Origin of the sequence: Pseudomonas sp. 10C3, assembly GCF_036346185.1 — a bacterium.
Lineage (GTDB): Bacteria > Pseudomonadota > Gammaproteobacteria > Pseudomonadales > Pseudomonadaceae > Aquipseudomonas.
Window position 1 is genome coordinate 54,923 of the sequence record NZ_JASJVE010000011.1, and the last position, 26,452, is coordinate 81,374.

23 protein-coding genes and 1 pseudogene are annotated in these 26,452 nt (G+C 58.8%); 10 read left to right on the forward strand and 14 right to left on the reverse strand.

Annotated features, from left to right (window positions below):
• The 4 genes from QN399_RS12380 (at position 1) to lipA (ending at position 3,186) form a co-directional block, all read left to right on the forward strand.
• Positions 1–1,161, forward strand: coding sequence for a D-alanyl-D-alanine carboxypeptidase family protein (locus tag QN399_RS12380; protein WP_322182175.1), 1,161 nt, complete (start codon positions 1–3; stop codon positions 1,159–1,161).
• Positions 1,162–1,241: 80 nt separating this feature from the next.
• Positions 1,242–1,517: a DUF493 domain-containing protein gene (locus QN399_RS12385; protein ID WP_219062680.1), complete on the forward strand. Its 276-nt coding sequence runs from the start codon at positions 1,242–1,244 to the stop codon at positions 1,515–1,517.
• Positions 1,517–2,164, forward strand: a complete 648-nt coding sequence (lipB, locus tag QN399_RS12390) for a lipoyl(octanoyl) transferase LipB (protein WP_322182172.1) — start codon at positions 1,517–1,519, stop codon at positions 2,162–2,164. The genes QN399_RS12385 and lipB overlap by 1 nt, the downstream gene beginning before the upstream one ends.
• 2 nt (positions 2,165–2,166) lie before the next feature.
• Positions 2,167–3,186 (forward strand): lipoyl synthase, encoded by a 1,020-nt coding sequence (lipA, locus tag QN399_RS12395; RefSeq protein WP_322182170.1) that lies wholly within the window; start codon positions 2,167–2,169, stop codon positions 3,184–3,186.
• 119 nt (positions 3,187–3,305) lie between these two features.
• Here the strand turns inward: lipA and QN399_RS12400 are convergent, their stop codons facing one another.
• From QN399_RS12400 to leuS, 5 genes are all read right to left on the reverse strand, one after another.
• The gene (locus QN399_RS12400; RefSeq protein ID WP_322218110.1) at positions 3,306–4,637 is read right to left on the reverse strand and encodes a lytic murein transglycosylase; all 1,332 of its coding nucleotides are present in this window, start codon (positions 4,635–4,637) and stop codon (positions 3,306–3,308) included.
• Positions 4,638–4,720: 83 nt separating this feature from the next.
• Positions 4,721–4,876: an alternative ribosome rescue factor ArfA gene (arfA, locus tag QN399_RS12405; protein ID WP_330200992.1), complete on the reverse strand. Its 156-nt coding sequence runs from the start codon at positions 4,874–4,876 to the stop codon at positions 4,721–4,723.
• 112 nt (positions 4,877–4,988) lie between these two features.
• The gene (holA, locus tag QN399_RS12410) at positions 4,989–6,026 is read right to left on the reverse strand and encodes a DNA polymerase III subunit delta (protein WP_322182165.1); all 1,038 of its coding nucleotides are present in this window, start codon (positions 6,024–6,026) and stop codon (positions 4,989–4,991) included.
• Between the two features lie 42 nt (positions 6,027–6,068).
• Positions 6,069–6,674 (reverse strand): LPS assembly lipoprotein LptE, encoded by a 606-nt coding sequence (lptE, locus tag QN399_RS12415; RefSeq protein ID WP_322182163.1) that lies wholly within the window; start codon positions 6,672–6,674, stop codon positions 6,069–6,071.
• A gap of 89 nt (positions 6,675–6,763) precedes the next feature.
• Entirely contained in the window at positions 6,764–9,370 is a 2,607-nt protein-coding gene (gene leuS / locus QN399_RS12420; protein WP_322182161.1) for a leucine--tRNA ligase, read from the reverse strand.
• A 292-nt stretch (positions 9,371–9,662) separates the two neighbouring features.
• On the opposite strand from leuS, the gene QN399_RS12425 reads away from it, so the two are divergent.
• Together QN399_RS12425 and QN399_RS12430 are read left to right on the forward strand one after the other, a co-directional pair.
• Positions 9,663–10,010 carry a hypothetical protein gene (locus QN399_RS12425; RefSeq protein ID WP_322182159.1) on the forward strand — a complete coding sequence of 116 codons (348 nt, stop codon included), beginning with the start codon at positions 9,663–9,665 and terminating at the stop codon, positions 10,008–10,010.
• 114 nt (positions 10,011–10,124) lie between these two features.
• Positions 10,125–10,886 carry a YdcF family protein gene (locus QN399_RS12430; RefSeq protein WP_322182157.1) on the forward strand — a complete coding sequence of 254 codons (762 nt, stop codon included), beginning with the start codon at positions 10,125–10,127 and terminating at the stop codon, positions 10,884–10,886.
• 97 nt (positions 10,887–10,983) lie between these two features.
• Here the strand turns inward: QN399_RS12430 and lnt are convergent, their stop codons facing one another.
• From lnt to miaB, 5 genes are all read right to left on the reverse strand, one after another.
• Positions 10,984–12,504: an apolipoprotein N-acyltransferase gene (lnt, locus tag QN399_RS12435; protein WP_322182155.1), complete on the reverse strand. Its 1,521-nt coding sequence runs from the start codon at positions 12,502–12,504 to the stop codon at positions 10,984–10,986.
• A 9-nt stretch (positions 12,505–12,513) separates the two neighbouring features.
• Positions 12,514–13,353, reverse strand: coding sequence for an HlyC/CorC family transporter (locus QN399_RS12440; RefSeq protein ID WP_219062670.1), 840 nt, complete (start codon positions 13,351–13,353; stop codon positions 12,514–12,516).
• A 5-nt stretch (positions 13,354–13,358) separates the two neighbouring features.
• Complete coding sequence (gene ybeY, locus QN399_RS12445; RefSeq protein ID WP_322182152.1) at positions 13,359–13,859, reverse strand: rRNA maturation RNase YbeY; 501 nt, start codon at positions 13,857–13,859, stop codon at positions 13,359–13,361.
• Positions 13,852–14,874: a PhoH family protein gene (locus tag QN399_RS12450; protein ID WP_330200993.1), complete on the reverse strand. Its 1,023-nt coding sequence runs from the start codon at positions 14,872–14,874 to the stop codon at positions 13,852–13,854. Before QN399_RS12450 ends, ybeY begins: the two co-directional genes overlap by 8 nt.
• 244 nt (positions 14,875–15,118) lie before the next feature.
• Positions 15,119–16,447 carry a tRNA (N6-isopentenyl adenosine(37)-C2)-methylthiotransferase MiaB gene (gene miaB / locus QN399_RS12455; RefSeq protein WP_322182148.1) on the reverse strand — a complete coding sequence of 443 codons (1,329 nt, stop codon included), beginning with the start codon at positions 16,445–16,447 and terminating at the stop codon, positions 15,119–15,121.
• Positions 16,448–16,578: 131 nt separating this feature from the next.
• Here miaB and QN399_RS12460 point away from each other — a divergent pair, with 131 nt between their 5' ends.
• Positions 16,579–16,905: a DUF1820 family protein gene (locus QN399_RS12460; protein WP_322182146.1), complete on the forward strand. Its 327-nt coding sequence runs from the start codon at positions 16,579–16,581 to the stop codon at positions 16,903–16,905.
• A 35-nt stretch (positions 16,906–16,940) separates the two neighbouring features.
• On the opposite strand, the gene QN399_RS12465 is transcribed toward QN399_RS12460, so the two are convergent.
• The 4 genes from QN399_RS12465 to QN399_RS12480 form a co-directional block, all read right to left on the reverse strand.
• On the reverse strand, positions 16,941–17,489 hold the full coding sequence (locus QN399_RS12465) for a tetratricopeptide repeat protein (protein WP_322218100.1): 549 nt from the start codon (positions 17,487–17,489) through the stop codon (positions 16,941–16,943).
• A 285-nt stretch (positions 17,490–17,774) separates the two neighbouring features.
• Positions 17,775–19,058, reverse strand: coding sequence for a glutamate-1-semialdehyde 2,1-aminomutase (hemL, locus tag QN399_RS12470; protein WP_323569503.1), 1,284 nt, complete (start codon positions 19,056–19,058; stop codon positions 17,775–17,777).
• Positions 19,059–19,100: 42 nt separating this feature from the next.
• The gene (gene thiE / locus QN399_RS12475) at positions 19,101–19,727 is read right to left on the reverse strand and encodes a thiamine phosphate synthase (protein ID WP_322182139.1); all 627 of its coding nucleotides are present in this window, start codon (positions 19,725–19,727) and stop codon (positions 19,101–19,103) included.
• A 41-nt stretch (positions 19,728–19,768) separates the two neighbouring features.
• Positions 19,769–20,566 carry a hydroxymethylpyrimidine/phosphomethylpyrimidine kinase gene (locus QN399_RS12480; RefSeq protein ID WP_323569504.1) on the reverse strand — a complete coding sequence of 266 codons (798 nt, stop codon included), beginning with the start codon at positions 20,564–20,566 and terminating at the stop codon, positions 19,769–19,771.
• 401 nt (positions 20,567–20,967) lie between these two features.
• On the opposite strand from QN399_RS12480, the pseudogene QN399_RS12485 reads away from it, so the two are divergent.
• The 3 genes and pseudogenes from QN399_RS12485 to amn form a co-directional block, all read left to right on the forward strand.
• A pseudogene (locus tag QN399_RS12485) lies at positions 20,968–22,896 on the forward strand (7TM diverse intracellular signaling domain-containing protein); the annotation flags it as partial.
• Positions 22,897–23,093: 197 nt separating this feature from the next.
• Positions 23,094–24,743: an acyl-CoA dehydrogenase family protein gene (locus QN399_RS12490; RefSeq protein ID WP_322182135.1), complete on the forward strand. Its 1,650-nt coding sequence runs from the start codon at positions 23,094–23,096 to the stop codon at positions 24,741–24,743.
• Positions 24,744–24,808: 65 nt separating this feature from the next.
• Entirely contained in the window at positions 24,809–26,317 is a 1,509-nt protein-coding gene (amn, locus tag QN399_RS12495; protein ID WP_322182133.1) for an AMP nucleosidase, read from the forward strand.
• Positions 26,318–26,452: the final 135 nt, after the last annotated feature.

Below are 26,452 nucleotides of genomic sequence, written 5' to 3' on the forward strand. Positions count from 1 at the left end.
ATGAACATCACCACCTTTGCAAAACGCCTGTGCCTGCTAGTTCCGCTTATCATCGCCCCTGCCGCTTGGGCGGCTGAACAGATGATGCCATCGCCGCCGCAACTGGCCGCCAAAGCCTACGTGCTCATGGACGCCTCCAGCGGTAACGTTCTGGTCGAGAATAACGGCGACCAGCGTTTGGCACCCGCAAGCCTGACCAAGCTGATGACGGCTTACATTGCGACCCTGGAAATCCGTCGCGGCCAGATCGGTGAAAACGATCCAGTGACCGTCAGCGAAAATGCCTGGCGCACGGGCGGTTCGCGGATGTTCATCAAAGTGGGCACCCAGGTTACTGTCAGCGATCTGCTGCACGGCATCATTATTCAGTCAGGCAACGACGCCAGCGTCGCGCTCTCCGAGCACATTGCCGGCAGCGAAGATGCTTTCGCCGACATGATGAACAAAACCGCCGGCGACCTCGGCATGTCCAACAGCCACTTCATGAACCCGACCGGTCTGCCAAACCCGGAGCATTACTCGTCGGCTCATGACATGGCCGTGCTGGCACGCGCGATCATCCATGAAGACCCTGCTCACTATGCGATCTACTCGCAGAAAGAGTTCTTCTGGAACGGCATCAAACAGCCTAACCGCAACCTGCTGTTGTGGCGTGACAAGACCGTTGATGGTCTGAAAACCGGTCACACCGACGAAGCGGGTTACTGCATGGTGTCTTCGGCAGTACGTGATGGTATGCGTCTGATCGCCGTGGTGTTTGGCACCAACAGTGAACAGGCTCGTGCTGCCGAGACTCAAAAGCTGCTGACTTACGGTTTCCGCTTCTTCGAAACCCAGACGTTCTATCAGAAGGGCACCGAGCTGGCTCAGGCAGCTGTCTGGAAAGGCGTCGAGCATCAAGTCAAAGCCGGTCTGGCTGATGACCTGACCATGACATTGCCTAAAGGCCAATTGAAAAAGCTGGCCGCAAGCATGACTATGAATCCACAGCTGGTTGCACCTATCGCCAAGGGCGACGTGATCGGTAAAGTTGAAGTGAAAATGGACGACAAAATCGTGCACACTTCCGACCTTATCGCCCTCGACGCTGTCGACCAGGGTGGAATCTTCCGTCGCGTGTGGGACAGCATCCGCCTGTTCTTCTACGGTTTGTTCAACTGATATTGCCGACCGGCGTGCACCGGCTCTGACCCAGAGCGCGGTGCGTGCCGCTCGTCACGGCTTACGAGGCCGTTACTGCCATGACTGATACCGACGTAAAGTCGCATAAAATCGAATTTCCCTGCCTCGACTACCCGATCAAGGTGATCGGCGATACCGGCGTAGGTTTCACTGCCCTTGTGATCGAGACGTTGGCCAAGCACGCCACGCTCGATATCGCCACGCTCGCCGAGCGTCAAAGCAGCAATGGCAAATACACCACCGTACAGCTGCACATCACCGCGACTGGCGAAGAACAATTGCGCGATATCAATAGTGCATTGCGCGCTACGGGTTTCGTGCACATGGTGCTCTGATGTCCGGCAGCCTGGGCTTCCGTGACCTGGGTCTGGTCGCTTACGAGCCGGCCTGGCACGCCATGCAACGTTTCACCGACGAGCGTGCTCGCGAGGTGGGTGACGAGGTCTGGCTGGTGCAGCACCCTCCTGTGTTTACCCAAGGTCAGTCAGGCAAAGCCGAACACTTGTTGCTGCCGGGTGATATTCCGGTGGTACAGGTCGATCGTGGTGGTCAAGTGACCTATCATGGGCCCGGCCAACTGGTCGCCTACCTGATGCTGGATGTACGGCGTCTGGGGTTCGGGGTGCGCGAACTGGTCACCCGGATCGAGCACAGCCTGATTGCACTGTTGGCCAGCTACGGCGTAACAGCGGTAGCGAAAGCGGATGCGCCGGGTGTCTATGTCGATGGAGCGAAAATCGCCTCCCTCGGCCTGCGGATTCGCAACGGTTGCTCATTCCACGGCCTGGCGCTGAATGTGGACATGGACCTTGAGCCGTTTCGACGGATTAATCCCTGCGGGTATGCGGGGCTGGCAATGACCCAGCTACGCGATCATGCAGGCCCGATTGAATTTGCCGAGGTAAGTGCCCGGCTGCGTGCGCAGCTCGTCAAACACCTCGACTATGCTGAGCAGACGACCCTAACGGGCGGAATCGACTGACTATGACTATTGCGACTGACACTGCGCCAACCCTGATCCCGACGCTCGACATCGCTGAGCATGCGGCCCGTCCGAAAGTGGAAGCCGGCGTGAAGCTGCGCGGCGCGGAAAAAGTCGCGCGGATTCCGGTGAAGATCATTCCGACCGTCGACTTGCCGAAAAAGCCCGACTGGATTCGTGTACGTATCCCGGTTTCTCCCGAAGTAGACCGCGTCAAACAACTGCTGCGTAAGCACAAGCTGCACAGCGTATGCGAAGAGGCATCCTGCCCGAACCTGGGCGAATGCTTCTCCGGTGGCACCGCGACCTTCATGATCATGGGTGATATCTGCACCCGTCGTTGCCCGTTCTGTGACGTTGGCCACGGCCGACCGAAAGCCCTGGACGTCGACGAGCCGAAAAACCTGGCCGTTGCCATCGCCGATCTGCGCCTCAAGTACGTGGTGATCACCTCGGTTGACCGGGATGACCTGCGTGACGGCGGTGCCCAGCACTTTGCCGATTGCATTCGTGAAATTCGCCTGTTGTCGCCAAACGTCAAGCTAGAGACCCTGGTCCCGGACTACCGTGGGCGCATGGACATCGCGCTGGAAATCACGGCTGCAGAGCCGCCAGATGTGTTCAACCACAACCTGGAAACCGTGCCGCGCCTGTACAAGGCTGCGCGTCCGGGGTCGGATTACCAGTGGTCGCTGACCTTGCTGCAACGCTTCAAGGAGATGGTCCCGCACGTACCGACCAAATCCGGCTTGATGCTGGGTCTGGGCGAAACCAACGAGGAAGTCATCGAAGTCATGCAGCGTATGCGTGAACACAATATCGACATGCTGACTCTAGGCCAGTACCTGCAACCGTCGCGCAGCCACTTGCCAGTGGAGCGCTTCGTGCACCCCGATGTCTTCGCCTGGTTTGCTGAAGAAGGCTACAAAATGGGCTTCAAGAACGTCGCCTCAGGCCCTCTGGTGCGTTCTTCGTACCATGCCGATGAGCAAGCGGGTGCCGCTATCAAGGCCATGATCTGAGGCGAATAGCCTTCGATGCGTTAGCCTGAAAGCAAAACGGGTCGGACAGTGATGTCCGACCCGTTTTTTTATGTGGCTACCGCTGAGACTTACGCGAATACATCCGCTGCCGCCTTGCGTTACGGCTTGCGCAGGTTGTCCAGCAGCTCATGAGTCGGGTAACCGTCGGCCGGCCAGCCGAACGACTGTTGCGCGCTACGGATTGCTTTGCGCGTATTGGCACCGATGATGCCGTCAGACGCGCCGGCGTCGTACTGCCGTGATGACAGCAGGGTTTGCAGCTCAATGCGCTCAGAGCGGCTCAGAGGAAGGTCTCCGCGCGGCCAATCGCCCAGTACATAGCCGCCGCCGTTGAAGCGCTCGGACAGCAGGCCGATGGCCATGGCGTAGGACGACGAGTTGTTGTACTTGAGGATCGTGCGGAAGTTATCCAGCACCAGAAATGCCGGGCCTCTGTAACCCGCTGGCAATAGCAGGGCGGCCTGTAGTTGCGCGACGTTGGTGGGCAGGGCGCTGCCGCTCGGTAGCTTCAGCCCCATCTGCTGCCATTCGGCTACGGTTTTGCGTGTTGAGGCATCGGCCAGCGCGTAGTCAAAGCCTTGCGTCAGTTTGACTTCAAACCCCCATGGCTGACCTTTTTGCCAGCCCGAGCTTTGCAGGTAGTGAGCTGTCGAGGCCAGGGCGTCGGCCGGGGTATTCCATATATCGCGACGACCGTCGCCATCGAAGTCCACGGCATAGGTGTTATACGTGGTGGGGATGAACTGCGTCTGGCCCATGGCACCCGCCCACGAACCGAGCATGTTTTCGGGTGCGATATCGCCGTGCTGAAGAATTTCCAGCGCCGCCAGCAACTGGCTTTGCGCAAAGCCTGGACGACGGCCTTCGTAGGCCAGCGTCGCAAGCGAGCGAATCACCGATTGTGTGCCCTGGAACTGGCCAAAGCTGCTTTCCATGCCCCAGATCGCGACAAGTGCCTGGCGGTCTACGCCATAGCGTTGCTCGATGCTTTGCAACACATCGGCGTATTGCGTGAGTAAGGCCTGACCTTTGCGCACGCGCACCGCAGACATGGCGCCGTCCAGGTATTCCCAGACAGGGCGAGTGAACTCGGGCTGACTGCGGTCAAATTTGACCACGGTCATGTCCGGCACGACGCCGGCAAAGGCTCTGTCGAAAATATCGGCCCGGATGCCAGCCTTCAACGCTTCGCTTCGGAAACCGGCTTCCCAATCGCTGAAGCTCATGGTGGGCTGAAAATCGAACTCGCTATCGCCAGGCGGATTGGCGGGCGGGCTCGCAGGCAAAGCGGCGGCCGCAGGGGTGTTAGCGACTTGAAGAGGCGTGGCGTCTGCTGCGGTCGGTTTTTCCGCGCAGGCGACTAACAGGATGAAGCTGGAGGCGGTGATCAGTTGGCGAAAATGCCAACGACGGGAAAAACTAGAGGGCATGCTTGGGTCCAGGGTATTACCGACAAACGCAGACCTTATCATGCCTGTACGTTCGAAGGGGCCTTGGCAAGGCTGGCTACGGTTCAGGCGGCCAGAAAGTAAGAAGCCTCCCAGCTTTTAGACTGGAAGGCTTCGCGGCGGTAGCTGCCTTTGCCCTTGCCGGCGGGTTCCTGACGACTGCGGAACAACGGCTGGGCGATGATGGACTTGGCCTTGTTGAGCCTGGACGGCTTGCTCATGGCGGATACTCTCTCAGTGGGGGTTGAATCGATGCAAATCATCCGCTTGACGGAGGGATCTGTCTAATAGATGTCTGCTATCGCGCAAGCCAGCGCCTGCAGGGATCTGGATTTACTCAGCAGGCAAATTCAGCCGCTGTCCGGCCATCAACAATGCCAGTCGGCTCAAGCTGCTCCAGGCAGAACCGGCGGCCTGGCCCTTGATTTGTGCGTCGATGCGTTGAGCATCCATCAGCAGTTGGCCCCAGCGCTCTGCGGAGTAGCGTTGCAGGGCTTTGCTCATCAGCGGCTTGCGCTTGTCCCAGATCGGCGGGCGGGCCTGGCTGAAGGCCTTGTCCAGTGGGATGCCCTGGCTGAACTGCAACGCCAGGTTGGCCAGCACCCGCAGTTCGCGACACAGTGCCCAAAGAATCACCGGCGTTTCCACCCCTTCGCCACGCAGGCCTTCAAGCATGCGCAGCGCATGGGCGGCTTCGCCGTTGAGAATGGCATCGGTCAAACCGAAAACATCGAAACGTGCACTGTCGGCCACAGCCCCTTGCACGGTTTCGACGGTTATCTGACCACCGTCGGCCATCAGTTTGAGCTTTTCGATTTCCTGAGCCGCGGCCAGCAAGTTGCCTTCGACCCTGGCGGCGATCAGTTCGATCGCATCCTGGCTGGCCGTCAAGCCGGCCTGTGACAGGCGCTGGCGAATCCACTGCGGCAACTGGCTGGCATCCACCGGCCAGATTTGCACGAACTGCGTGTGTGGACCCTCAACCAGTGCCTTGCCCCACTTGGTTTTTTGCGCGCTACCGTCGAGTTTTGGCAGGCTGATCAACAGGATCGTATCTTCGGCCGGGCGCGAGCAATACTCGATCAACGCCGCCGCGCCTTTGTCACCGGGCTTGCCCGAAGGCAAGCGGAGTTCCAGCAGACGCTTTTGCGCGAACAATGACATGCTGGCGCCCGCCTGCAACAGCGTGCCCCAATCAAAACTGGCATCGGCGCTGAACACTTGGCGTTCGTCAAAGCCTTGCAGGCGTACGGCTGCGCGGATGGCGTCTGCCGCGTCCTGGCACAGCAACGGATCATCGCCGCTGACGACATACACCGGGGCAAGGTTGCCCTGGAGGTGTTTGCCGAGTTGGGCTGGAGTGAGCTTCATAGGTCAGAAGATGCCGGAGCCAGCGAACCGGCCCCGCGGCATTTATCGGGAAGGGATTTCAATAGGTGACTGTCGAGGTGTCTCGTTTTCGATCCTCTGCGCAGCTTCCAGGGCATCAGCATCTGCTTTTGCTTTGTTGTCTGCGGTCTGCTGCAGTTGCTCCAATTGGGTAGGCGTCAGCAGTTGCAGACGAACCATCATGTTCTGGACGAGCTGGTTGCGCATCTCTTTACGAACCTGCGCCATTTCCTGATCAGAGCCCATCAAGTTGTTGCCGTCATGCACGTAGACTTTCTGCACTTGCAGTTTGCCGTCCAGCAGCGACAGATCGTGAGCGCCATGGATCTGATAGTTGAGCTGGGTGGTCATTTCATATTCGGCCGAACCTGACGCGCCGGTGTAGCTGAGGGAGCGCTGCGATTCGTTTTCATCAACCAGAATCAGTTTGTACGGGGCACCCGAATGAATCCTCACGCCGCTGCCTTCCAGCGTCTGACGCAACTGAGTCACGATTTCGCCGTAAGCGTTACGCGCAGACAGATCGATCTCTTTGATCGTCAGCTGGTTAGTACCCGTGCCACGCAGCTGGAAACCACAGGCGCCCAGTAACAGGGCGAGACCCATCACCAGCAAATTGCGTTTGATCATTTGATGCTCCCCTTGAATCCGTAGGGGCCGACGTTGCGTCCCCTGAAAGTTGTGTTCAGCGCCCGATCGATACCGGGCGCTTGATGCCATTAGCTTGCGACGATATTGACCAGCTTGCCAGGGACCACGATCACTTTGCGGATCGTCAGGCCTTCGGTGAAACGCAGCACGTTTTCATTGATGCGCGCCGCTGCTTCGACTTCTTCTCGAGTAGCACTGGCAGGCATTTCGATCTGTCCACGCAGCTTGCCGTTGACCTGTATGACCAATAGCAGGCTGTCCTGCACCAGCGCAGTCTGATCCAGTACCGGCCAGCCAGCGTCTATGATTGCGCCGCTGTGACCCAAGTGGCCCCACAGTTCATGGCTGATGTGCGGGGTGATCGGGGCCAGCAGCAGGGCGACGGTTTCCAGACCTTCTTGGAGCAGTGCGCGGTCCTGTTCGGTCGTGTGCGGGGCTTTTTCCAGCACGTTCATCAACGTCATCACCTGAGCGATGGCCGTGTTGAATTTTTGGTGCTGGCCGACGTCCTGACTGGCGTTTTTGATGGCCAGGTGAATCGCGCGGCGAATGACTTTCTGCTCGTCGCTTAAGGCGGCGATGGCAAGTTTGACCGTTGAACCCAGGCTGACATGGGCCTGCGCCAGACGCCAGACCCGACGCAAGAACCGGTGTGAACCTTCGACGCCCGAGTCGGACCATTCCAGGCTCATGTCGGGTGGCGAGGCAAACATCATGAACAGACGGCAGGTATCGGCGCCGTACTGATCGATCATCGACTGCGGATCGACGCCATTGTTCTTCGACTTGGCCATCTTCTCGGTGCCGCCGATTTCGACTGGCTGGCCGTCGCTGATCAGTGTGGCGCCGATGATCTTGGCTTTGCTGTCACGCACGAGCTCGACATCGGCCGGGTTGAACCAGGTCTTGCTGCCGTTGGCCTCAAGTCGATAGTACGTTTCGGCGATGACCATGCCTTGGGTCAGCAGGTTTTTGAACGGTTCGTTAGAGCTGACGAGGCCTTCATCGCGCATCAACTTGTGGAAGAAGCGCGCATACAGCAGGTGCAGGATCGCGTGTTCGATGCCGCCGATGTACTGATCCACCGGCAACCAGTGGTTGGCTGCTTCCAGGTCGACCATGCCACCTTCATAGTGTGGCGAGGCATAGCGAGCGTAATACCACGAGGACTCGACGAAGGTGTCCATGGTGTCGGTTTCGCGTTTTGCCGGTGCACCGCATTTAGGGCAGGTGCATTCGTAGAACTCAGGCATGCGCGCCAACGGCGAACCGGCGCCATCGGGCACTACGTCTTCTGGCAATACAACCGGCAACTGGTCTTCGGGGACCGGTACGTCACCGCAGGTATCGCAATGCACGATCGGGATCGGGCAGCCCCAGTAGCGCTGACGGCTGATGCCCCAGTCGCGCAGGCGGAACTGTGTGCGCGATTGACCGAGGTTCTTTTTCTGCAGGGCGACTTCAATGGCGTCGAAGGCGCCTGCGAAATCCAGCCCGTCGAAAATGCCGGAGTTGATCAGTTCGCCGTGTTCGCCATACGCGTCCTGCCACGGTGCAGGCGTTTCATCGCCAGCGCTGGTGCGCACAACAGCCTTGATCGGCAGGTTGTACTGGGTGGCGAACTCGAAATCGCGCGCGTCGTGAGCCGGGACGGCCATTACGGCGCCATCGCCGTAATGCATCAATACGTAGTTGGCGACCCACACCGGCAATTTTTCGCCAGTCAGTGGGTGTTCGACGAATAGCGAGGTCGGCAAACCTTTTTTCGCCTGGGTGGCGATGTCCGCTTCCGCGACACTGCCACTTTTGCATTCGTGGATGAACGCTTGCAGCTCAGGATTACCTTTCGCCGCCAGGGTCGCCAAGGGGTGTTCTGCTGCAACAGCGACATAGGTCGCGCCCATCAGGGTGTCCGGACGGGTCGTAAACACCTTCAGTGCGCCTGCTTCACCAATCGAAGCCTGGTGATACGGGAATTGCACTTCCATGCCACGGGATTTGCCAATCCAGTTGCGCTGCATGGTTTTGACTTGCTCAGGCCAGCCCGGCAACTCGTCGAGTCCTTCCAGCAACTCTTCCGCGTACGCAGTGATTTTGAAGTAGTACATCGGGATTTCGCGCTTCTCGATCAGCGCACCGGAACGCCAGCCGCGGCCATCGATCACTTGCTCGTTGGCCAGTACGGTCTGGTCCACCGGGTCCCAGTTGACGGTGCCGTTCTTGCGGTAGATCACGCCTTTTTCGAACAGGCGAGTGAACAGCCATTGTTCCCAGCGGTAGTAATCGGGTTTGCAGGTGGTGATTTCACGCGACCAGTCAACGCCTAGGCCCAGGCTTCGCAGCTGGGTTTTCATGTAGGCGATGTTTTCGTAGGTCCACTTGGCCGGGGCCACGTTGTTTTTCATCGCGGCGTTTTCCGCCGGCATGCCGAACGCGTCCCAACCCATGGGTTGCAAGACATTTTTGCCCTGCATGCGCTGGTAGCGGGCGATCACGTCACCGATGGTGTAGTTGCGCACATGACCCATGTGCAGCTTGCCGCTGGGGTAAGGGAACATCGACAGGCAATAAAAAGTATCTTTGCCTGGCTGTTCACTGACTTCAAAGGATTTTTGCTCGTCCCAAAAGGTTTGGGCGGCGGCTTCGATTTCGCGGGGCTGATAGAGTTCGTGCATGGCTACTTTTTACTAAAAAGGGGTGACCTTAACCTCTTCGTTGCAACTCTGAATCGGTCGGCACCGCTTGCCGGAAGATTGAGACTGCCTGTGCGGTGCGTTCGGGCTCAAGAGAGCGGGAAGTGGAATTACAGGAAGCGCCGTAGCATACATGAGCGCCGACTATCGAGGGAAACCCTGATTGCTTCGTCGGTGCCCTCCGAGGCCGTTGGTCGCGGCACCGGGCTGAATCGGAGAGCAGCGCTAAGCTGTTGAATGAGGGTGCATGTTTTATCTTCAATGAGGTGAGCGGATGGCAGAGTTGCAGCAAACAGCAGTAAAACCCGAGCTATACGACCGCTTGATTAATCGTCTGGGGATCGCTCTGGATGTGGCCAAAACAGCAGTTTGGCTTCGTGATGAAGTACCTGTTGATCTGGAATTACGTGGTCTGAGTCTTGCTGAATTCGAGTTGATCGAAGCCTATCTGGACTCGGGCGCTTTTGGTTTTAAGGCTGATGATGTGTGGAGGAGTTCTTCTCCTGCACCGGAGCTTGAAGGGTCGATTTCGACGCCGCGTCGTTCAGCCGAGGTCATCTGGTTGAAGGATAAAAAGCGCGACAAGGTTTCGACAAAGGTTAAATCGTTGTCTTTCAGGTGATTGTGATAGTCAGCAACCGTTACACGTTAGCCTGCGCAGGCTGCGGGCCTGCTTGATAAGCATTGTTGCTTAGCGTTATTCCTTCTAGGCTTTGAGCATCTCTGGAGATGCTCAATGCCTATTCGATACTTGCTCAAACAATTGCTCCTGCCGCCGGGCATTCTTTTGCTCCTGCTTTTGCTTGCCTGGTGGTTTCGTCGTTCTCGCCCGCGCCTCGCCGGGCTGTTCTTCGTTCTGGGTTTTGTCGGGTTGTGGGTGATGAGCCTGCCGATTGCCGTGGAGTGGGCGGCGCGCGGGCTTGAGCAAGAGCCACCGTTGGCGCAAGCCCAATGGGCGACCCTTGGGCAACAGGCCGATGCCATTGTTGTGTTGGGTTCCGGGCGTGAGCGCAAAGACCTTACGTGGGGCAGCGACATCCCTACCGGCCTGGCACTTGAACGCATGCGCTTTGCTGCACGTTTGTCGAAAGACTCAGGGCTGCCGATTTTGACCACCGGCGGCCTGCACTACGACGAACCGCCAAGTGAAGCGGCGATCATGGCGGACTCGTTGCAAAATGACTTTGGCGTTACGGTGCGCTGGCAAGAAGGGCTCAGCCGGACCACGTGGGAAAACGCCACGATGACCGCTGCGGTGTTGCAACCGTTGGGGATCAAACGGGTGGTGCTGGTGACCCAGGCCTGGCACATGCCAAGGGCGCGCTGGAGTTTCGAACAGGCTGGTTTTACGGTGATCAGTGCGCCAGTGGGGTTTGTTGGCGTAGACAATGCCCGGCCGTTCAAAGGCTGGCTGCCAGAGAGCAAAGCGGTTTGGCAGAGTGGGTTGTTGCTCAATGAGGCGGTGGGTTTGTTGATGTATCCGTTGGTGTATCGGTAGGGCTGGATGTGCTTCTGGTCCGGCCTGGCCATGACGACGCCTTCGCGGATGAATCTACTCCCACAGCGCAGTTCGGCTGTGGGAGCACCGTAGAGCGTTAGACTGTCTTGGCAATCCGACCGGCCAACAAGGCCCAGCCAAACAGGAATACACAGAAAATCGTCAACGGCCACGAACGCCAGCGCAGGTAGGGCGTCAGTTCGTGCATCGGCACTACGTCGCCATACAAAATCCCCTGCTGGAACTGCGGGATGGTCGCGGTGATCTTGCCGAACGGGTTGATTAGTCCACTCACGCCGTTGTTGGTGGCGCGGATCATCCAGCGCCCAGCCTCAAGTGCTCGCATCTGCGCCATCTGCAAATGCTGCAGTGGGCCGATTGAGGTGCCGAACCACGTGTCATTACTGACGGTCAGCAGCAATTCGCTTTGGGCGGCCAGGCCAGCGGCGAACTCGGGGTAGACCACTTCGTAGCAGATGTACGGTGCGATTTGGTAGCCCTTGGCTTGCAGCAGCGCCTGATCGCTTGGTCCGCGAGCAAAGTCCGACATCGGCAGATTGAAGAAGGTGATCAGTCCGCGCAGAAGGTCCTGCAAGGGTACATATTCACCAAACGGCACCAGCTTCTGCTTCAGGTACGTACCGTCACCCTCGCCGGCCACGGTGATCGCGTTGTAGTAGTGGTACTCGCCGTGTCCGCCTCGCTGGCGAAGCGGCACGCCGGTGATCAGTGCAGAGTCGCGATCAGCCGCAAATCTGCCCAGCATTGTAAGGAAGCCTTCCGCCGACTCCTTCAGCACCGGAATCGCAGTCTCTGGCCAGATGATCAGGTCCGCACGTCTGGAACGGAACGTCATGTCGCGGTAGAGGGCCAATTGTGCGTTTAACTGCGCCGGGTCCCACTTCATGCTTTGTTCAACGTTGCCCTGAATCGCTGCAACGCTCAATGGTGGGCCCGCCGGTGAGGTCCATTCGTGGTTTTTCAGGGCAAGGCTCAGTGCCCATGGTGCCAATAACAGCAGCACGCCAGCACCGAGAAACGCTTTGCGCGCCCGCAGCCGTGGCAGGTTGCACAGCAGGGCGGCGGTCAGCGCCAGGGTAAAGGAGACCAGCCACATACCGCCCATCGGGGCAAGGCCGGACAGAGGGCCGTCAAGCTGGCTGTAGCCGGAGTAAAGCCAAGGGAATCCGGTCAGGAACCAGCCGCGAAAGGCTTCCTGGGCCAGCCACAGCGCGGCGAAGGCCAGGGCATCGGCCAGCGGCGCTTCATTGCGCCGAATCCAGCGCGTCCAGATCCAGGCGGGCAGGGCGAAGAACAGGGCGATGGCTGCGATGAACGCCAGCATCAGAAAACCGGCCAGCAGCGCCGACGCTTCGCCATAGGTGTGGATGCTGACGTAGATCCAGCTGGTGCCTGCGCCGAACAAGCCGAAGCCATAGCACCAGCCACGGCCCAAGGCCTGGCGGGGATTCACTTCACGCAAACCAAGGTAAAAAACGACCAGTGATACGAGGGCCAATGGCCAGATATCAAAAGGCGCCAGGGCCAGGGTGGTAATCGCGCCGGCCGCCATGGCCAGCAGGTTACCGGGCCAGCCGGGGCGGGTGATCCAGCGCATTTACATTCCTTAGCGGGAGATGGGACTCAAGCGTAACAAGTGGATGCGACGGCTGTCGGCATTGAGGATACGGAAGCGATACGCACCGATTTCCGTGGTTTCATTGCGCTTTGGCAAGTGACCGAACGCACTCATCACCAGACCGCCAACCGTATCGAATTCATCGTCGGAGAACTCGCTGTCGAAGAACTCGTTGAAGCTGTCGATGGGGGTCAGGGCCTTGACCAGGAAGTCGCCGCTGGGCAGCGGTTTGATATAGCTGTCTTCCTCGACATCGTGTTCGTCCTCGATATCGCCGACGATCTGTTCCAACACGTCTTCGATGGTCACCAGACCGGCCACGCCGCCGTATTCGTCGATGACGATGGCCATGTGGTTGTGGTTGGCGCGGAACTCACGCAGCAGCACGTTCAGACGCTTGGACTCAGGCACGAACGTCGCCGGGCGCAGCAGGTTGGTGATGCTTTCGTTTTCGCCGTTTTCCTTGAGGATCAGCGGCAGCAAGTCCTTGGCGAGCAACACCCCGAGAACGTCATCGTGGCTTTCGCCGATCACCGGATAGCGCGAGTGCGCGGCGTCGATGACGGCTGGGAGAAACTCACGAGGGGTCTGGGTCGCCTTGATGCTGATCATCTGCGAACGCGGCACCATGATGTCGCGCACTTGCAGGTCAGCCACTTGAATGGCGCCTTCGACGATGGCCAGCGCTTCGCTGTCCAATAGCTTGTTCTGGTGGGCTTCGCGCAGGAGTTCAAGCAGCTCCTGGCGGTTTTTCGGCTCGTGGGCAAAAGCTTGGGTGATTTTCCCCAGCCATGACTTTTGCCCGGTGCTCGATCGGTCTTCGCTCATAGCCCTTACTCGTGGTCCTTGCTGGTTGTCTCTGGATGATGATGGTCAGTGGTTTCGTCGTCGGCGTAAGGATCGGGGTAGCCCAGTTCCTCAAGCAACGTTCGTTCCAGTGCTTCCATTTCTTCGGCTTCGGCATCGTCTATGTGGTCGTAACCCAGCAGATGCAGGCAGCCGTGAATGACGAGATGCGCCCAGTGGGCGTCGAGTGTCTTGCCCTGTTCGGCCGCTTCGCGAACCACCACAGGTACACAAATCACCAGATCGCCGAGCAGCGGAATATCCAGGAACTCGTCAGGCACATCGGCGGGAAAGGACAACACGTTGGTCGCGTAGTCCTTGTGGCGCCAGGTGTGATTGAGTTCGCGGCCTTCGGCTTCGTCGACCAGGCGAATGGTCAGCTCCGAATCAGCGCTGCGTTGACGTAATGCCAGTTCACACCATTGGCGGAACTGGTTTTCGTTAGGGGCAGGCGCTTCACTGGCAAGTTGCAGGTCCAGCTCAAGCATCGCGGCGTTTGTCCCTGTTGGAGGAGGCTCTGGCCGGCGGCTCGTCGCTGAAGCGATCTTCGAAGCGCTCATAGGCCTCGACAATGCGCTGCACCAATGGGTGGCGTACCACATCCTTGGGCTTGAAGTGGGTGAAGCTGATGCCCGGCACGTCTTTCAACACATCGATGACATGGTTCAGACCCGACTTGGTGCCCTTGGGCAAGTCGACCTGAGTGATGTCGCCGGTGATGACGGCCGTGGAGCCGAAGCCGATGCGGGTCAGGAACATTTTCATCTGTTCGACGGTAGTGTTCTGGCTTTCGTCGAGAATGATGAAGCAGTTATTGAGCGTGCGACCGCGCATATAAGCCAGCGGCGCAACTTCGATCACCTGACGTTCGATCAGCTTGGCGACGTATTCGAAGCCGAGCATTTCATACAGCGCGTCATACAACGGGCGCAGGTACGGGTCGATTTTCTGTGCCAGATCGCCGGGCAGGAAGCCGAGCTTTTCGCCCGCTTCGACCGCCGGGCGCACCAGCAGGATGCGTCGAATCTGCTCGCGCTCCAGTGCGTCCACCGCGCAGGCAACCGCAAGATAAGTCTTGCCTGTACCTGCAGGGCCGATGCCGAAGTTGATGTCGTTGCTCAGAATCTCTTTGACGTAACGCTGCTGATTCAAGCCGCGCGGGCGAATCATGCCCTTTTTCGTGCGCAAGGCTACGCCGACTTCGGCAGCAGGGTGGTTGTCCAGTTCGTCTACGCCCGATTCCTGGAGGAACAGGTGAACCATGTCTGGCGACAGATCCGTACCTTGGGTTTCCCGGTACAGACGGCGCAGCAGGTTTTCGGCAGAAGTGGTGTGTTTAAGTTCGCCAATCAATTCGAATTGATTACCGCGATTGCGGATTTCGATATCCAGGCGTTGTTCGATCAAGCGCAAATGCTCGTCGAGCTGCCCGCACAGATTTGCGAAGCGATGGGCCTCAAAAGGTTCGAGGATGAAACGATGAGGTGCTATGGGTGCGTTCAAAGTCGTTTTTAGCCGCCCTATGGCAATGGAGATGGGATCAAGGATAACCCCACTCACTTAGGTACGAAAGCTCTGACTTACTAATGGTGGTTGGGTCGATTAACGCGCACCGCAAAACTATAGGACCGGGCTTGCCCGCGACCAGCTGCGAAACAGTCGCAGACTCGTTGAACTCACTAGCGCCGGAAGGTCGTACCGACCTTGTCGCAGGCAAGCCAGCGCCTACAAAGTTGTGTGCGTCGGCTTATTGCAACAATGACCCCCGTAGCGAGTGCGGCTGTGCGTCGTCGATATAGACGTCGGCGAACTGACCGATCAGCTTGGGATTGTCGCAGCGGAAGTTGACGATTCGATTATTCTCGGTGCGACCCTGCAACTCGCCAGGGTCTTTTTTCGAGTAATCGGTCACCAGGATTCGCTGAGTACTGCCCACCATCTGTCGGCTGATCTCGAAACCCTGCTGATTCAGGCGATGCTGCAAGGCTGCCAGGCGCTGTTTTTTCAGCGTTTCAGGGGTTTCATCTTTCAAGTCGGCCGCAGGCGTACCCGGTCGTGGGCTGTAGACGAAGGAAAACGAAAAGTCGAAACCCACGTCTTCGATCAGCTTCATGGTCTGCTCGAAATCTTTTTCGGTCTCGCCAGGGAAGCCGACGATGAAGTCCGAACTGATGCTGATGCCCGGTACCGCGGCCCGCAATTTGCGCAGCTTGGATTTGTATTCGAGGGTGGTGTGATTGCGCTTCATCGCCGACAAAATCCTGTCGGAGCCCGATTGCACCGGCAAGTGCAGGTGTTTGACCAGCTCGGGCACTTCAGCGTGGGCCAGGATCAGGCTGTCGGAAAATTCCAGCGGGTGCGAGGTGGTGTAGCGAATACGGTCGATGCCGTCGATTGCCGCGACCACTCGGATCAACTCGGCCAGATCGGCCACGCGCCCGTCGTGCATCGCGCCACGATAGCCGTTGACGTTCTGCCCCAGAAGCGTCACTTCTCGCACGCCGTTTTCGGCCAGGTGCATGACTTCGGCAACAACCCCATCGAACGGACGGCTGACTTCTTCGCCTCGGGTGTAGGGCACCACGCAGAAGGTGCAGTATTTGCTGCAACCTTCCATTACCGACACATAGGCACTCGGTCCATCGACGCGAGGCTCGGGCAGGTGGTCGAATTTTTCGATTTCCGGGAACGACACATCGACCTGAGGCAGGCGTGTGGTGCGCGCGGCGTCGATCATTTCCGGCAAACGGTGCAGGGTCTGTGGGCCGAAGACCACATCCACGTAGGGCGCGCGATCACGAATCGCTGCGCCTTCCTGGCTGGCCACGCAACCGCCGACGGCGATCACCATGTCCGGTTTGGCCAGTTTCAGTTCGCGCCAACGGCCTAGCTGGGAGTAAACCCGGTCCTGGGCACGTTCGCGGATCGAGCAGGTATTGAGCAGGATGACGTCGGCATCTTCTGCGCGAGCAGTGACTTCCAGGGCTTGATGTTCGCCCAGCAGATCGACCATGCGCGAGCTGTCGTACTCGTTCATTTGGCAACCGTGGGTTTCGATATAAAGCTTCTTGGCCATGCGTGATCATCAGGTGATTCGAAGAACCGCACATTATAGTGGCGCCGGCCTTCGGTTCCTAGCGTTGCCTGTCCAGTGGACATGCTATAGTTTGCGCCCTCTTTTATATCCCCCGATTGTTACCTGCCGTTATGACCAAACGTGATGCTCCAATTTACAAGGTGATTTTCCTCAACCAGGGCCAGGTGTTCGAAATGTACGCCAAGCAAATCTATCAAAGCGATTTGTGGGGTTTTCTGGAGGTGGAAGAGTTCGTCTTTGGCGAGCGCACGACCGTGGTCGTGGACCCGAGCGAAGAGAAACTCAAGGCTCAGTTCGAAGGTGTGGTGCGCAGTTTCGTGCCGATGCATTCGATTGTGCGCATTGATGAGGTCGAGCGCATGGGCACGGCGAAGATCAGCGAGGCCCGGGGCACCAGCAATGTAATGCCATTCCCGATGCCGATGCCGGACAAGTAAGAGGCGGTTCAGGGTTCAAGGATTGAATCAGTGACTCAGGGCAATGGCGCGAACGGCGTACGACCTTCCGCTGATTGCAACTCCAGCAGGTAATTGCGGAAAATCTGTCCCAGTACCTGGGTTGCGATTTCGAGCTCATCGCGCTGCATCTGTGCAGATACTTCATCGGCCGTATCCAGCGCGTCCTCGGCACCATTGACCGCCGCCATCTTCAGCACGATATAAGCCTGAATGTTATTGGCTTGTACGCCTTCGCCCCGATAAAACATCAAACCCAGCCGGTATTGCGCCTGGGCATGGCCTTGCAGCGAGGCCTGCTCAAAGTAGTTCAGTGCCTGGGTGAGATCACGCGGTGCGTTTTTGCCGTCGTAGTAAAACTCGCCCAACTCGAATTGTGCTTGTGCATCCCCGGCTTGCGCAGCTTTTTGGCATGCCGCCAACGCCTCAGGCAGATTGTCTGGCTGGGTATTGAGGGTGCAACGACCCACCGCTGGGATTAACAACGAGTTGCCGCCTGCATTCGCCAGCAGGGGATGAAGAAGCAACAGGCAGCCCAAAGCAAGGGCCCGGCCGGTGCGGTTCATGGGAATCGACTTGCCTCTGAAAAGGTGCGGGCGTACCCGTCCAGCGGAACGTGCTGGCGGCACATTATGAAATAAGCAGGGCCAACCTTACAAAGTCTTTACAGCTTTTCTGCTGCGCGGGCTTGATGTGCCTGATTTTGCGAGGGAAAAGGCCGATCAAACCCCCATAAATCCCCTTGTAGGAGCGCGCTTGCCCGCGATCGACCGTGAAACGGTCGAAAACCGGTATCAAGATTCTTCCAGAAAACCGCGTTTTGGCAGCTCCTACAGGAGATTGGCTGAGGCTTATTTCAATGCGGCAAACGCTTTTTCAGCAGCATCTAGGGTCAGTTGCAGTTCAGTGTCGCCGTGGGCGATGGAGGTGAAGCCGGCCTCGAATGCGCTCGGTGCCAGGTATACACCGCCTTCGAGCATCAGGTGGAAGAAGCGCTTGAAGCGCTCGGCATCGCTGGTCATCACGTCCTTGAAGGTGACGATGTCGTCAGCACCGCTGAAGTACAGGCCAAACATGCCGCCCGCCTGAGTGGTCACGAACGGAATGCCTGCAGCGTCGGCGCGTTGTTGCAGGCCATCGAGCAGGCGGCTGGTGAAGCTGCTGAGTTCGTCATGGAAGCCTGGACGGCTGATCAGGCGCAAAGTCGCCAGACCTGCAGCCATGGCCAGCGGGTTGCCTGACAGAGTGCCCGCCTGATAGACCGGGCCCAGCGGCGCGATGTGCGACATGATTTCGCGTTTGCCGCCAAAACAGCCGACCGGCATACCGCCACCGATGATCTTGCCGAAGGTGCTCAGGTCCGGCTTCACGCCGTAAAACGCTTGCGCGCCGCCCAGTGCAACACGGAACCCGGTCATCACTTCGTCGAAAATCAGGACCACGCCATGTTTGTCGCAGAGCCTGCGCAAGCCTTCGAGGAAACCCGGCGCTGGCGGTACGCAGTTCATGTTGCCGGCGACCGGCTCGACGATGATGCACGCCACTTCCTGGCCGACTTCGTTGAGCAGTTGCTCGACTGCGTCGATATCGTTGAAGGGGGCGGTCAGCGTGTGTTTGGCGAACGCAGCGGGGACGCCCGCCGAGCTTGGAACGCCTTGGGTCAGCGCGCCGGAGCCGGCCTTGACCAGCAGGCTGTCGGAGTGACCGTGGTAACAGCCTTCAAATTTGATGATGCTGTCGCGGCCAGTGAAACCTCGGGCCAGACGAATCGCGCTCATGGTCGCTTCGGTGCCGGAGCTGACCATGCGCACCATTTCCATCGACGGCACGATGGCGCAGACCAGATCGGCCATCTCGGTTTCCATGGCCGTTGGGGCACCGTAGGACAAGCCGTGTTCCAGTTGCTTGCGCACGGCATCAAGCACGTCCGGGTGGCTGTGGCCGAGAATCATCGGGCCCCAGGAGCCGACGTAATCTACATAACGCTTATCGTCTTCGTCGGTCACGTAGGCGCCGACAGCGTGCTTGAAGAACAACGGCGTGCCGCCCACGCTTTTGAAGGCACGAACCGGCGAGTTGACACCGCCAGGGATGTGTTTTTGGGCGTTGGCGAACAGGATTTCAGAACGGGACATGGTCGGGTCTCTATTTGAATCGGAAAAAGGTCTGAATCGGCGTCAGGCGGTTTTGAACAAAGCGTTGAATGCGCGGGCGCGTCGGGTGACTTCCTGGGTGTTGTCCGCGCCGAACAGGCCGTGGACCACCGCCAGCAGGTCGGCACCGTGGGCCACCAGTGGCGCGGCATTCTCCAGGGTGATTCCGCCAATGACCGCAATCGGCAGATGGAGGCGGGCGCGAGCCTGGTCCAGCAGATCAAGGGTTGCAGTGGGCGCGCCGGGTTTGGTGTTGGAATTGAAGAAACGCCCGAACGCGACGTAGCTGGCGCCGTCGGCTTTGGCTTTTTCAGCCAGCTCCAGTTGGCCATGGCAGGTCGCGCCGATGATCGCTTTGTGCCGTAACAGGGCACGTGCAACCGGCATCGAGCCGTCAGTCTGGCCCAAATGCACGCCGACGCCGAGGCGCGCAGCCAGCTCGGCATCATCGTTGATGATGAGTTTGGTGTTGTAGCGCTCGCACAGCCTGAGCAGGGTGTCGGCTTCGCGCAAACGACGGGTTTCGTCGGTGCTTTTGTCGCGGTACTGCAACAGAGTGACGCCGCCCTCAAGGGCGGCCTCGACGTAAGACAGGAACTTGCCAGCCAGCAGTTGGCTGTCGGTAATGGCGTACAAGCCACGTAGTTTCATCGGTCAAACCTCATGGCGCGGCATTACAGGCAAACAGGGTCTTACGAGCAGAAATCAAGGGGCAGACGTCGCGGCACGTATTGGCCTTTGCCCAACTGCTCGGCATCGCGCAACGTACGCCAAGTATAGGTGAGCGCCGTTTGCACGGCGCTCACCAGATGTTCCCCCAATGCCAGGCGTCCGGCCAGTGCACTGGCCAATGTGCAGCCAGAACCGTGGTAGCTGCCGGGCAGGCGTTGGCAGGTGAACGTACGGGTTTCGCCGTTGCGGATGTACAGGCGGTTGTGGATAAGTTCTTCGTCACCGTGACCGCCAGTGATCAGCAGGTGCTGGCAAAAGGGCAGAAGCTTTTCCGCGCATTCATCGGCGGTGCCTTCGGGCAGTTCGGCAAGGATGCGCGCTTCAGGCAAGTTTGGGGTCGCGATGGTGGCCAGTGGCAGCAGTCGTTCGCGCATGGCGTAACCGACTTCGTCCTTGCCCAGACGACCGCCACCGCCGGCACGCAGCACCGGGTCGCAGACCAGGGGTAAATGCGGATGCGCCAGGAGCAGTTCGACAACGGTGTCGACCATCTCCAGCGAGCCGAGCATGCCCAGCTTGACGGCGGCCACGGTCGAGTCGTTGAGCACGGCGTTGGCTTGTGCCAACACCCACTCGCGGTCCAGGACCCGGAAATCGCTGACATTGACGGTGTCTTGCACGGTCAGGGCGGTGATTGCCGGTGCGGCATGGCAGCCTTGAGCGAGAAGGGCTTCGATATCTGCCTGCAGGCCGGCACCACCACTAGGATCGTGGCCGGAGAGACAGAGGACAACGGGGCGGGAGCTATAGGTATTCATGGTGCGCGAGCTTACCACCAAACTTTTTCCGGAGCCGCTAGCCGGTGTCGGATTTTTCATACAGCTGAACCGGACCGTCGCTTGTTTGAATGGCTCGAATACGTCGACGGTTGCGCGCGTATTCTCCTGAAAGGCCCGGAATAGAGCCTTTTGTTTAATTAAAAGAGTGGTGCCTCATGGTCATTCACCGCTATGCTCACGCCAGCCTCACCGAGGCAACAGTGCCTTCAGTTGCGGACGACTAAGCACATTTGCAAAAAACACCGTCTCACGCACAATGGACCGCGGGTATGAAGCCGTGCCTTGACGTGTTCAATACTAATAACAGGACCTGCAGGTTGACGGTGTCTCACAGGGAGAGGGGGCTTTGCGATCAGCCGGACAGGCCATGCTGGGGTTGTATGCGCTATTTGCTGATAATGCTGGTCGCCTGGGTGCCTCTTTTTGCCAGCGCCATCGAGTTTGACGAGGATACCGGTACCTTGCCTTTAGGGCGGGCGGTGCAGGTGTTCGAAGATGTAACGGGCGAGGCGACCATCGATGAGGTCAGCGCTCCGGCCACGGCTGCGCTCTTTCGTGGGCTGGATGCCGACACCCTCAATGCGGGCTATTCACGTTCGGCGTTCTGGCTGAAGCTGGACCTGCAGTTTCGCCCCAAACGTACAGACGTTCAGCGGGATTGGCTGCTGGAGCTGGCCTATCCACCCATGGACCACGTCGACCTCTTCACCGCCGACGCTTCCGGTCGCTTTCGGGTGGCTTGGCAGACTGGGGATATGCTGCCTTTCTCCAGTCGCCAGATTGAACAGAATAACTACCTCTTTGCACTCGACCTGCCGGCCAATCAAGTGCAGACGGTGTACCTGCGCCTGACCAGCCAAGGCTCGATCCAGGCGCCACTCGCCCTCTGGTCCAGCCACGCCTATATCGCAGCGCAACCTGCGCGCATCTATGTGTTGGGTCTGATTTACGGCATGTTGCTGGGGATGTTGGTCTACAACCTGTTCATCTACCTCAGCGTGCGCGACACCAGTTACCTGTACTACATCCTTTATATCGCCTCGTTCGGGCTGTATCAGATTTCGGTGAATGGCGCGGGCATCGAGTTCTTGTGGCCGAACAATCCGTGGTGGGCGAATGCGGCAACCCCGTTTCTGGTGGGCGCGTCGGTGTTATTCGCCAGTCAGTTCTCTCGGCACTTTTTACAGACGCCCGTCTGGGGCCGCTGGCTTGATCGCTTGCTCGTGTTGATGATAGCTTTTGCCTCGGTGGTCATGGTCCTGGCGGTGGCTACCGGCTACGGTTTGGCGCTGCGACTGGCAACGGCATTGGTGCTGCTGTTTACCCTGGTGATGGTCGCCACCGGCATCACTGCCTGGCTGCACGGGTTGCGTGTTGCGCGCTACTTCGTCATTGCCTGGTCGGTGTTTCTCACCGGAGGCCTGATCAATGCGTTCATGCTGCTCGGCTATTTGCCCAATAACTTCCTGACCATGTATTCCAGTCAGATCGGCTCGGTACTGGAAGTGGCGCTGCTGTCGCTAGCCTTGGCTGACCGAATCAACATGATGCGGGATCAACAGGCGCAGACCCTCTTTGAAGCGGGGCAAAGCCTTGAACGTTTGAATCAGCAGTTGGCCACCAGTAACCGGTTGAAGGACGAGTTTCTTGCCACGCTCACCCATGAGCTGCGTACGCCAATGAATGGGGTGATCGGTTCGTTGGAATTGATGCAAACGGTACCGATGGACAGCGAACTGACGTTCTATCAACAGACCGCTGCCGACTCTGCCCAAGACATGATGGGTATGATCAATGGGATTTTGACGTTGACTGAATTGCAGGCCGGCAGGCTTTGCGCGGTAAATAGCCCCTTCAGTTTGCGTCAATTGCTCTCCGGCGTGCATGGCCAGTACGCCAGCCTGGCAGAGGATAGGCACCTGGATTTCGCCATTGAACTGGATGAGCAGCTGCCTGATAACGTGCTCGGCGATGTCGGCAAATTGCAGCAATGCGTCGGGTGCCTGCTGGATAACGCGATAAAATTCACCAAGACTGGGGCGATCATGGTTCGGGTGACGGGTCAGTCTGACGATGTGGCAACCCTGAGCTTGTTGATTGAAGTGATCGACACCGGCATTGGTTTTCATCGGCTGGATGAGGCGACCTTGTATCAGACTTTTTTCCAAGTCGATGGCTCCATAACCCGCGAATACGGTGGCTTGGGTATTGGCCTGGCGATCTGCCGGCAATTGGTCGAGCGGATGGGCGGCCGTTTGAGTCATGAGTCCGAGCCGGGGCGGGGCAGCTGCTTCAGGCTCCGGGTTGAACTTCAGCGCGAAGTAGAGGCGCCGCAGTGCAGATCAGCAGTTATTCACGGCCAGTGGTGAGCAAGTTGAGATGAATTGCAGGGTGAAAGCGCCGGCATTTAGTCGGATATGTCACTTTTTATAGGGTTGTGTGCGTGATTCACTGAGTTTCATGGGCGTGTCCTTTGGCACGTCCGCGAAGACAGGAGCGCTCAGGAATGAACCTGCATCAGTTCGCCGAGACCCATGAGGTCACCAACCAGCCGCCTTCACTGGACGGCATCAATTTGTACCGCATCGACCTGCCCCTGCAAGAGTGGTCGCAGCGTTACGATGCCGGTTGGGCGCAGTCGAGGATCGACACCTACGGCGCGCTGGCCGGGGGGCCGCTGATGGCGGCCGGGTTCCTTGCCAATCAGAACAAGCCGGTGTTCGTCAGTCATGACCGCTACGGGCATCGCATCGATCTGGTGGAGTTTCATCCGGCTTATCACGAACTGATGCGCACGGCGGTCGAGCATGGATTGCCGTCTCTGCCCTGGACTGATCCGCAACCAGGGGCCCACGTCGCACGTGCGGCCATGAGCTACCTGCACAGTCAGGCTGAAGCTGGCAGTGGTTGTCCGTTGACCATGACGTTTGCCAGTGTGCCAGCGCTGAAAATCCAGCCTGATCTGGCTGAGATCTGGTTGCCAAAAATCCTTGCCACCGAATATGACCCACGCAATGTAGGCATCAGCCACAAGGCGGGTGTGACTATCGGCATGGCGATGACCGAGAAACAGGGTGGCACCGACGTGCGCGCCAACACCACGCGGGCTTATCCGGTCGGTGTGACTGGGCCGGGCCAGGCGTATGAGTTGGTTGGGCATAAGTGGTTCTGTTCGGCGCCGATGTGCGATGCGTTTCTGACGTTGGCACAGACCGATAAAGGACTGACCTGCTTCTTGCTGCCGCGCCATCGTCCTGACGACAGTCGTAACCAGTTCTACGTCCAGCGCCTGAAGAACAAACTGGGCAACTGGTCCAACGCCTCCAGCGAGGTCGAGTTCCGAGGCGCGCTCGCCTGGATGGTCGGTGAAGAAGGGCGCGGCGTGCCGACCATTATCGAGATGGTGGCCATGACCCGTTTCGATTGCATGGTCGGCTCTAGCGCCCTGATGCGTCAGGCCCTGACTCAGGCGGCACATCACTGCGCGCATCGCAGCGTCGGCGGGCGTGTGCTCAGCGAGCAGCCGTTGATGCAAAACGTCCTGGCCGATCTGGCGCTGGAAAGCGAAGCGGCGCTGGCGTTGACGATGCGTATGGGGCGCGCGCTGGACCATCTGCAAGACTCGCAAGAAGGACGCTTCGCCCGATTGGTCACGGCCGTGGGCAAATACTGGATCTGCAAGCGCGCCCCGGCAATGATCAACGAAGCAGCCGAATGCATGGGCGGTGCCGGTTATGTCGAAGAGAGCATTTTGCCGCGCCTGTACCGTGAGGCGCCGGTCAACTCGACGTGGGAAGGCTCTGGCAATGTGCAATGCCTGGACGTCCTGCGTGCGCTGTCCAAAGAACCCGGTGTGCTGGATGCGTTGTTTGACGAGCTGGGCGATGGCCACGGCGACAAACGGTTGGCTGCGCACATCGAGCACCTTAAAGCGGCGTTCAAGGACACCGCTGACATCCAGTACCGCGCACGACAACTGACTGAAGACATCGCCATAGGGCTGCAAGCCAAGCTCTTGCTGGAAGCCGGCAATGCCAGCGTCAGCGACGGGTTCATCGCCAGTCGACTGGCAGCCTCGGGCCGGGTGTATGGCACGTTGCCGCGAGGGATTGATGTCGAGGCGCTGGTGGCAAGGTCGTCGCCGCAGGTGGGGTGATCCAGCGTAGCCGCTACAGGGTTTTGCGTGTTGTCCATCAAAGCCCTTAGTGCCTTAGTCCGACGATGCAGGCAAGATACAAGTCTGCAAGATCAGACAGGATGCGTACCGTGACTGAAGCTTTTATTGTCGTTGAAACCGCCGAGCAAGCCGTGGACCGGCTTGCTGTACTGCATGAGCGCGCAACCAGGGCGCTGAGTCAGGCGCTCAAGCGCTATCTCAAAGATCGGGTCGAGCCGGATGCGGCTGAGCGTGAACTGTTCCACTACCCGGAATTGCGCCTGACGTATCTGTGCCAGGGCGAAGTGCCACTGACGACTCGGGCCTACGCCAAGGTCCAGTTGCCGGGCACCTACAGTGTCACCGTGACCCATCCGTCGGCGTTTCGTAACTATTTGCTCGAGCAATTGGTGCCGTTGATGAACGACTTCACCATCACGGTGGAAGTGGGCGTCAGCGAGCAGAACATTCCTTATCCGTACGTGGTCGAGCAGGGCGATGAACTGGCCGGCTCCGGCGTCACTGCTGCAGCGCTGGCGCGGGTATTCCCGAGCACTGACTTGTCCGCTGCGACCGATGGTATTGCCGACGGTCTGTACGATTGGGCCAACACCGACCCGTTGCCCCTGGCGCTGTTCGATGCCGCGCGGGTGGACTTTTCCCTGCGCCGACTGGTGCATTACACCGGCAGCGACTGGCGTCATGTGCAGCCGTGGATTCTGCTGACCAACTACCACCGCTATGTCGACCAGTTCATCGTCCATGGCCTGGAAAAACTGCGCGACGACCCGCGCTTCGTGCGCATGGTCTTGCCAGGCAACGTGGTTGTCGACAAAGGCATGGATCACGGCGAGGCGCAGGCCATCGTCGCGGGCGTGGTCTGGCACCGCTACCAGATGCCGGCCTATCACTTGATAGCGACCGACGGTCATGGCGTAACCCTGGTCAACATCGGCGTCGGCCCGTCCAACGCGAAAAACATCACTGACCACTTGGCCGTACTGCGCCCGCATTGCTGGTTGATGATCGGTCACTGCGGCGGCTTGCGCCAATCGCAAACCATCGGCGACTACGTGCTGGCTCATGCGTATATGCGCCGCGACGGTATTCTCGACCGGGTCGTGCCGCCGAATATCCCGATTCCGGCACTGGCTGAAGTGCAGGTCGCGTTGCAGGAAGCGGCAGCACAAGTCACTGGCGAGCGCGGCGATGAACTGAAGAAGCGTTTGCGGACCGGCACCGTGCTGACCTACGACGACCGCAATTGGGAATTGCGCTGGGCGCAGGAACGTCCGCTGATCAACCTCTCTCGGGCGGTTGCGGTCGACATGGAAAGCGGCACGATTGCCGCCCAGGGTTATCGCTTGCGGGTGCCCTACGGCACGCTGCTGTGTGTGTCGGACAAGCCGCTGCACAGTGAAATCAAACTGCCGGGTGCAGCCAACGCTTTCTACGAGCGTGCGGTCAGTCAGCATTTGAAAATCGGTATCGCCGCCCTGGACCTGCTGCGCACCGAACTCAACTCGCTGCACTCACGCAAACTGCGCAGCTTCGATGAGCCGCCGTTCCGTTAATTGATCGGTTAGGTTAGTCATTTACAGAAAGGGCCACTAAAGTGGCCCTTTCTGTTTTCGAATATTGAATCGTCATGTCCCGCACCCAACGCCCAGTGTCCCGCCGTCCTGCCGCCAACAACTCAGGGAGTACCC

What these genes read in the sequence shown, in the direction of transcription:
- arfA (WP_330200992.1), bottom strand. Translation starts at nt 4,876, where the DNA reads ATGAGCAAGCCGTCCAGGCTCAACAAGGCCAAGTCCATCATCGCCCAG.
- QN399_RS12480 (WP_323569504.1), bottom strand. Translation starts at nt 20,566, where the DNA reads ATGAATACCTATAGCTCCCGCCCCGTTGTCCTCTGTCTCTCCGGCCAC.
- QN399_RS12460 (WP_322182146.1), top strand. Translation starts at nt 16,579, where the DNA reads ATGACCAAACGTGATGCTCCAATTTACAAGGTGATTTTCCTCAACCAG.
- lptE (WP_322182163.1), bottom strand. Translation starts at nt 6,674, where the DNA reads ATGATCAAACGCAATTTGCTGGTGATGGGTCTCGCCCTGTTACTGGGC.
- QN399_RS12440 (WP_219062670.1), bottom strand. Translation starts at nt 13,353, where the DNA reads ATGAGCGAAGACCGATCGAGCACCGGGCAAAAGTCATGGCTGGGGAAA.
- amn (WP_322182133.1), top strand. Translation starts at nt 24,809, where the DNA reads ATGCAGGCAAGATACAAGTCTGCAAGATCAGACAGGATGCGTACCGTG.
- lipB (WP_322182172.1), top strand. Translation starts at nt 1,517, where the DNA reads ATGTCCGGCAGCCTGGGCTTCCGTGACCTGGGTCTGGTCGCTTACGAG.
- QN399_RS12425 (WP_322182159.1), top strand. Translation starts at nt 9,663, where the DNA reads ATGGCAGAGTTGCAGCAAACAGCAGTAAAACCCGAGCTATACGACCGC.
- QN399_RS12490 (WP_322182135.1), top strand. Translation starts at nt 23,094, where the DNA reads ATGAACCTGCATCAGTTCGCCGAGACCCATGAGGTCACCAACCAGCCG.
- leuS (WP_322182161.1), bottom strand. Translation starts at nt 9,370, where the DNA reads ATGCACGAACTCTATCAGCCCCGCGAAATCGAAGCCGCCGCCCAAACC.
- QN399_RS12385 (WP_219062680.1), top strand. Translation starts at nt 1,242, where the DNA reads ATGACTGATACCGACGTAAAGTCGCATAAAATCGAATTTCCCTGCCTC.
- thiE (WP_322182139.1), bottom strand. Translation starts at nt 19,727, where the DNA reads ATGAAACTACGTGGCTTGTACGCCATTACCGACAGCCAACTGCTGGCT.
- QN399_RS12465 (WP_322218100.1), bottom strand. Translation starts at nt 17,489, where the DNA reads ATGAACCGCACCGGCCGGGCCCTTGCTTTGGGCTGCCTGTTGCTTCTT.
- lipA (WP_322182170.1), top strand. Translation starts at nt 2,167, where the DNA reads ATGACTATTGCGACTGACACTGCGCCAACCCTGATCCCGACGCTCGAC.
- QN399_RS12400 (WP_322218110.1), bottom strand. Translation starts at nt 4,637, where the DNA reads ATGCCCTCTAGTTTTTCCCGTCGTTGGCATTTTCGCCAACTGATCACC.
- hemL (WP_323569503.1), bottom strand. Translation starts at nt 19,058, where the DNA reads ATGTCCCGTTCTGAAATCCTGTTCGCCAACGCCCAAAAACACATCCCT.
- ybeY (WP_322182152.1), bottom strand. Translation starts at nt 13,859, where the DNA reads ATGCTTGAGCTGGACCTGCAACTTGCCAGTGAAGCGCCTGCCCCTAAC.
- lnt (WP_322182155.1), bottom strand. Translation starts at nt 12,504, where the DNA reads ATGCGCTGGATCACCCGCCCCGGCTGGCCCGGTAACCTGCTGGCCATG.
- holA (WP_322182165.1), bottom strand. Translation starts at nt 6,026, where the DNA reads ATGAAGCTCACTCCAGCCCAACTCGGCAAACACCTCCAGGGCAACCTT.
- QN399_RS12430 (WP_322182157.1), top strand. Translation starts at nt 10,125, where the DNA reads ATGCCTATTCGATACTTGCTCAAACAATTGCTCCTGCCGCCGGGCATT.
- QN399_RS12380 (WP_322182175.1), top strand. Translation starts at nt 1, where the DNA reads ATGAACATCACCACCTTTGCAAAACGCCTGTGCCTGCTAGTTCCGCTT.
- miaB (WP_322182148.1), bottom strand. Translation starts at nt 16,447, where the DNA reads ATGGCCAAGAAGCTTTATATCGAAACCCACGGTTGCCAAATGAACGAG.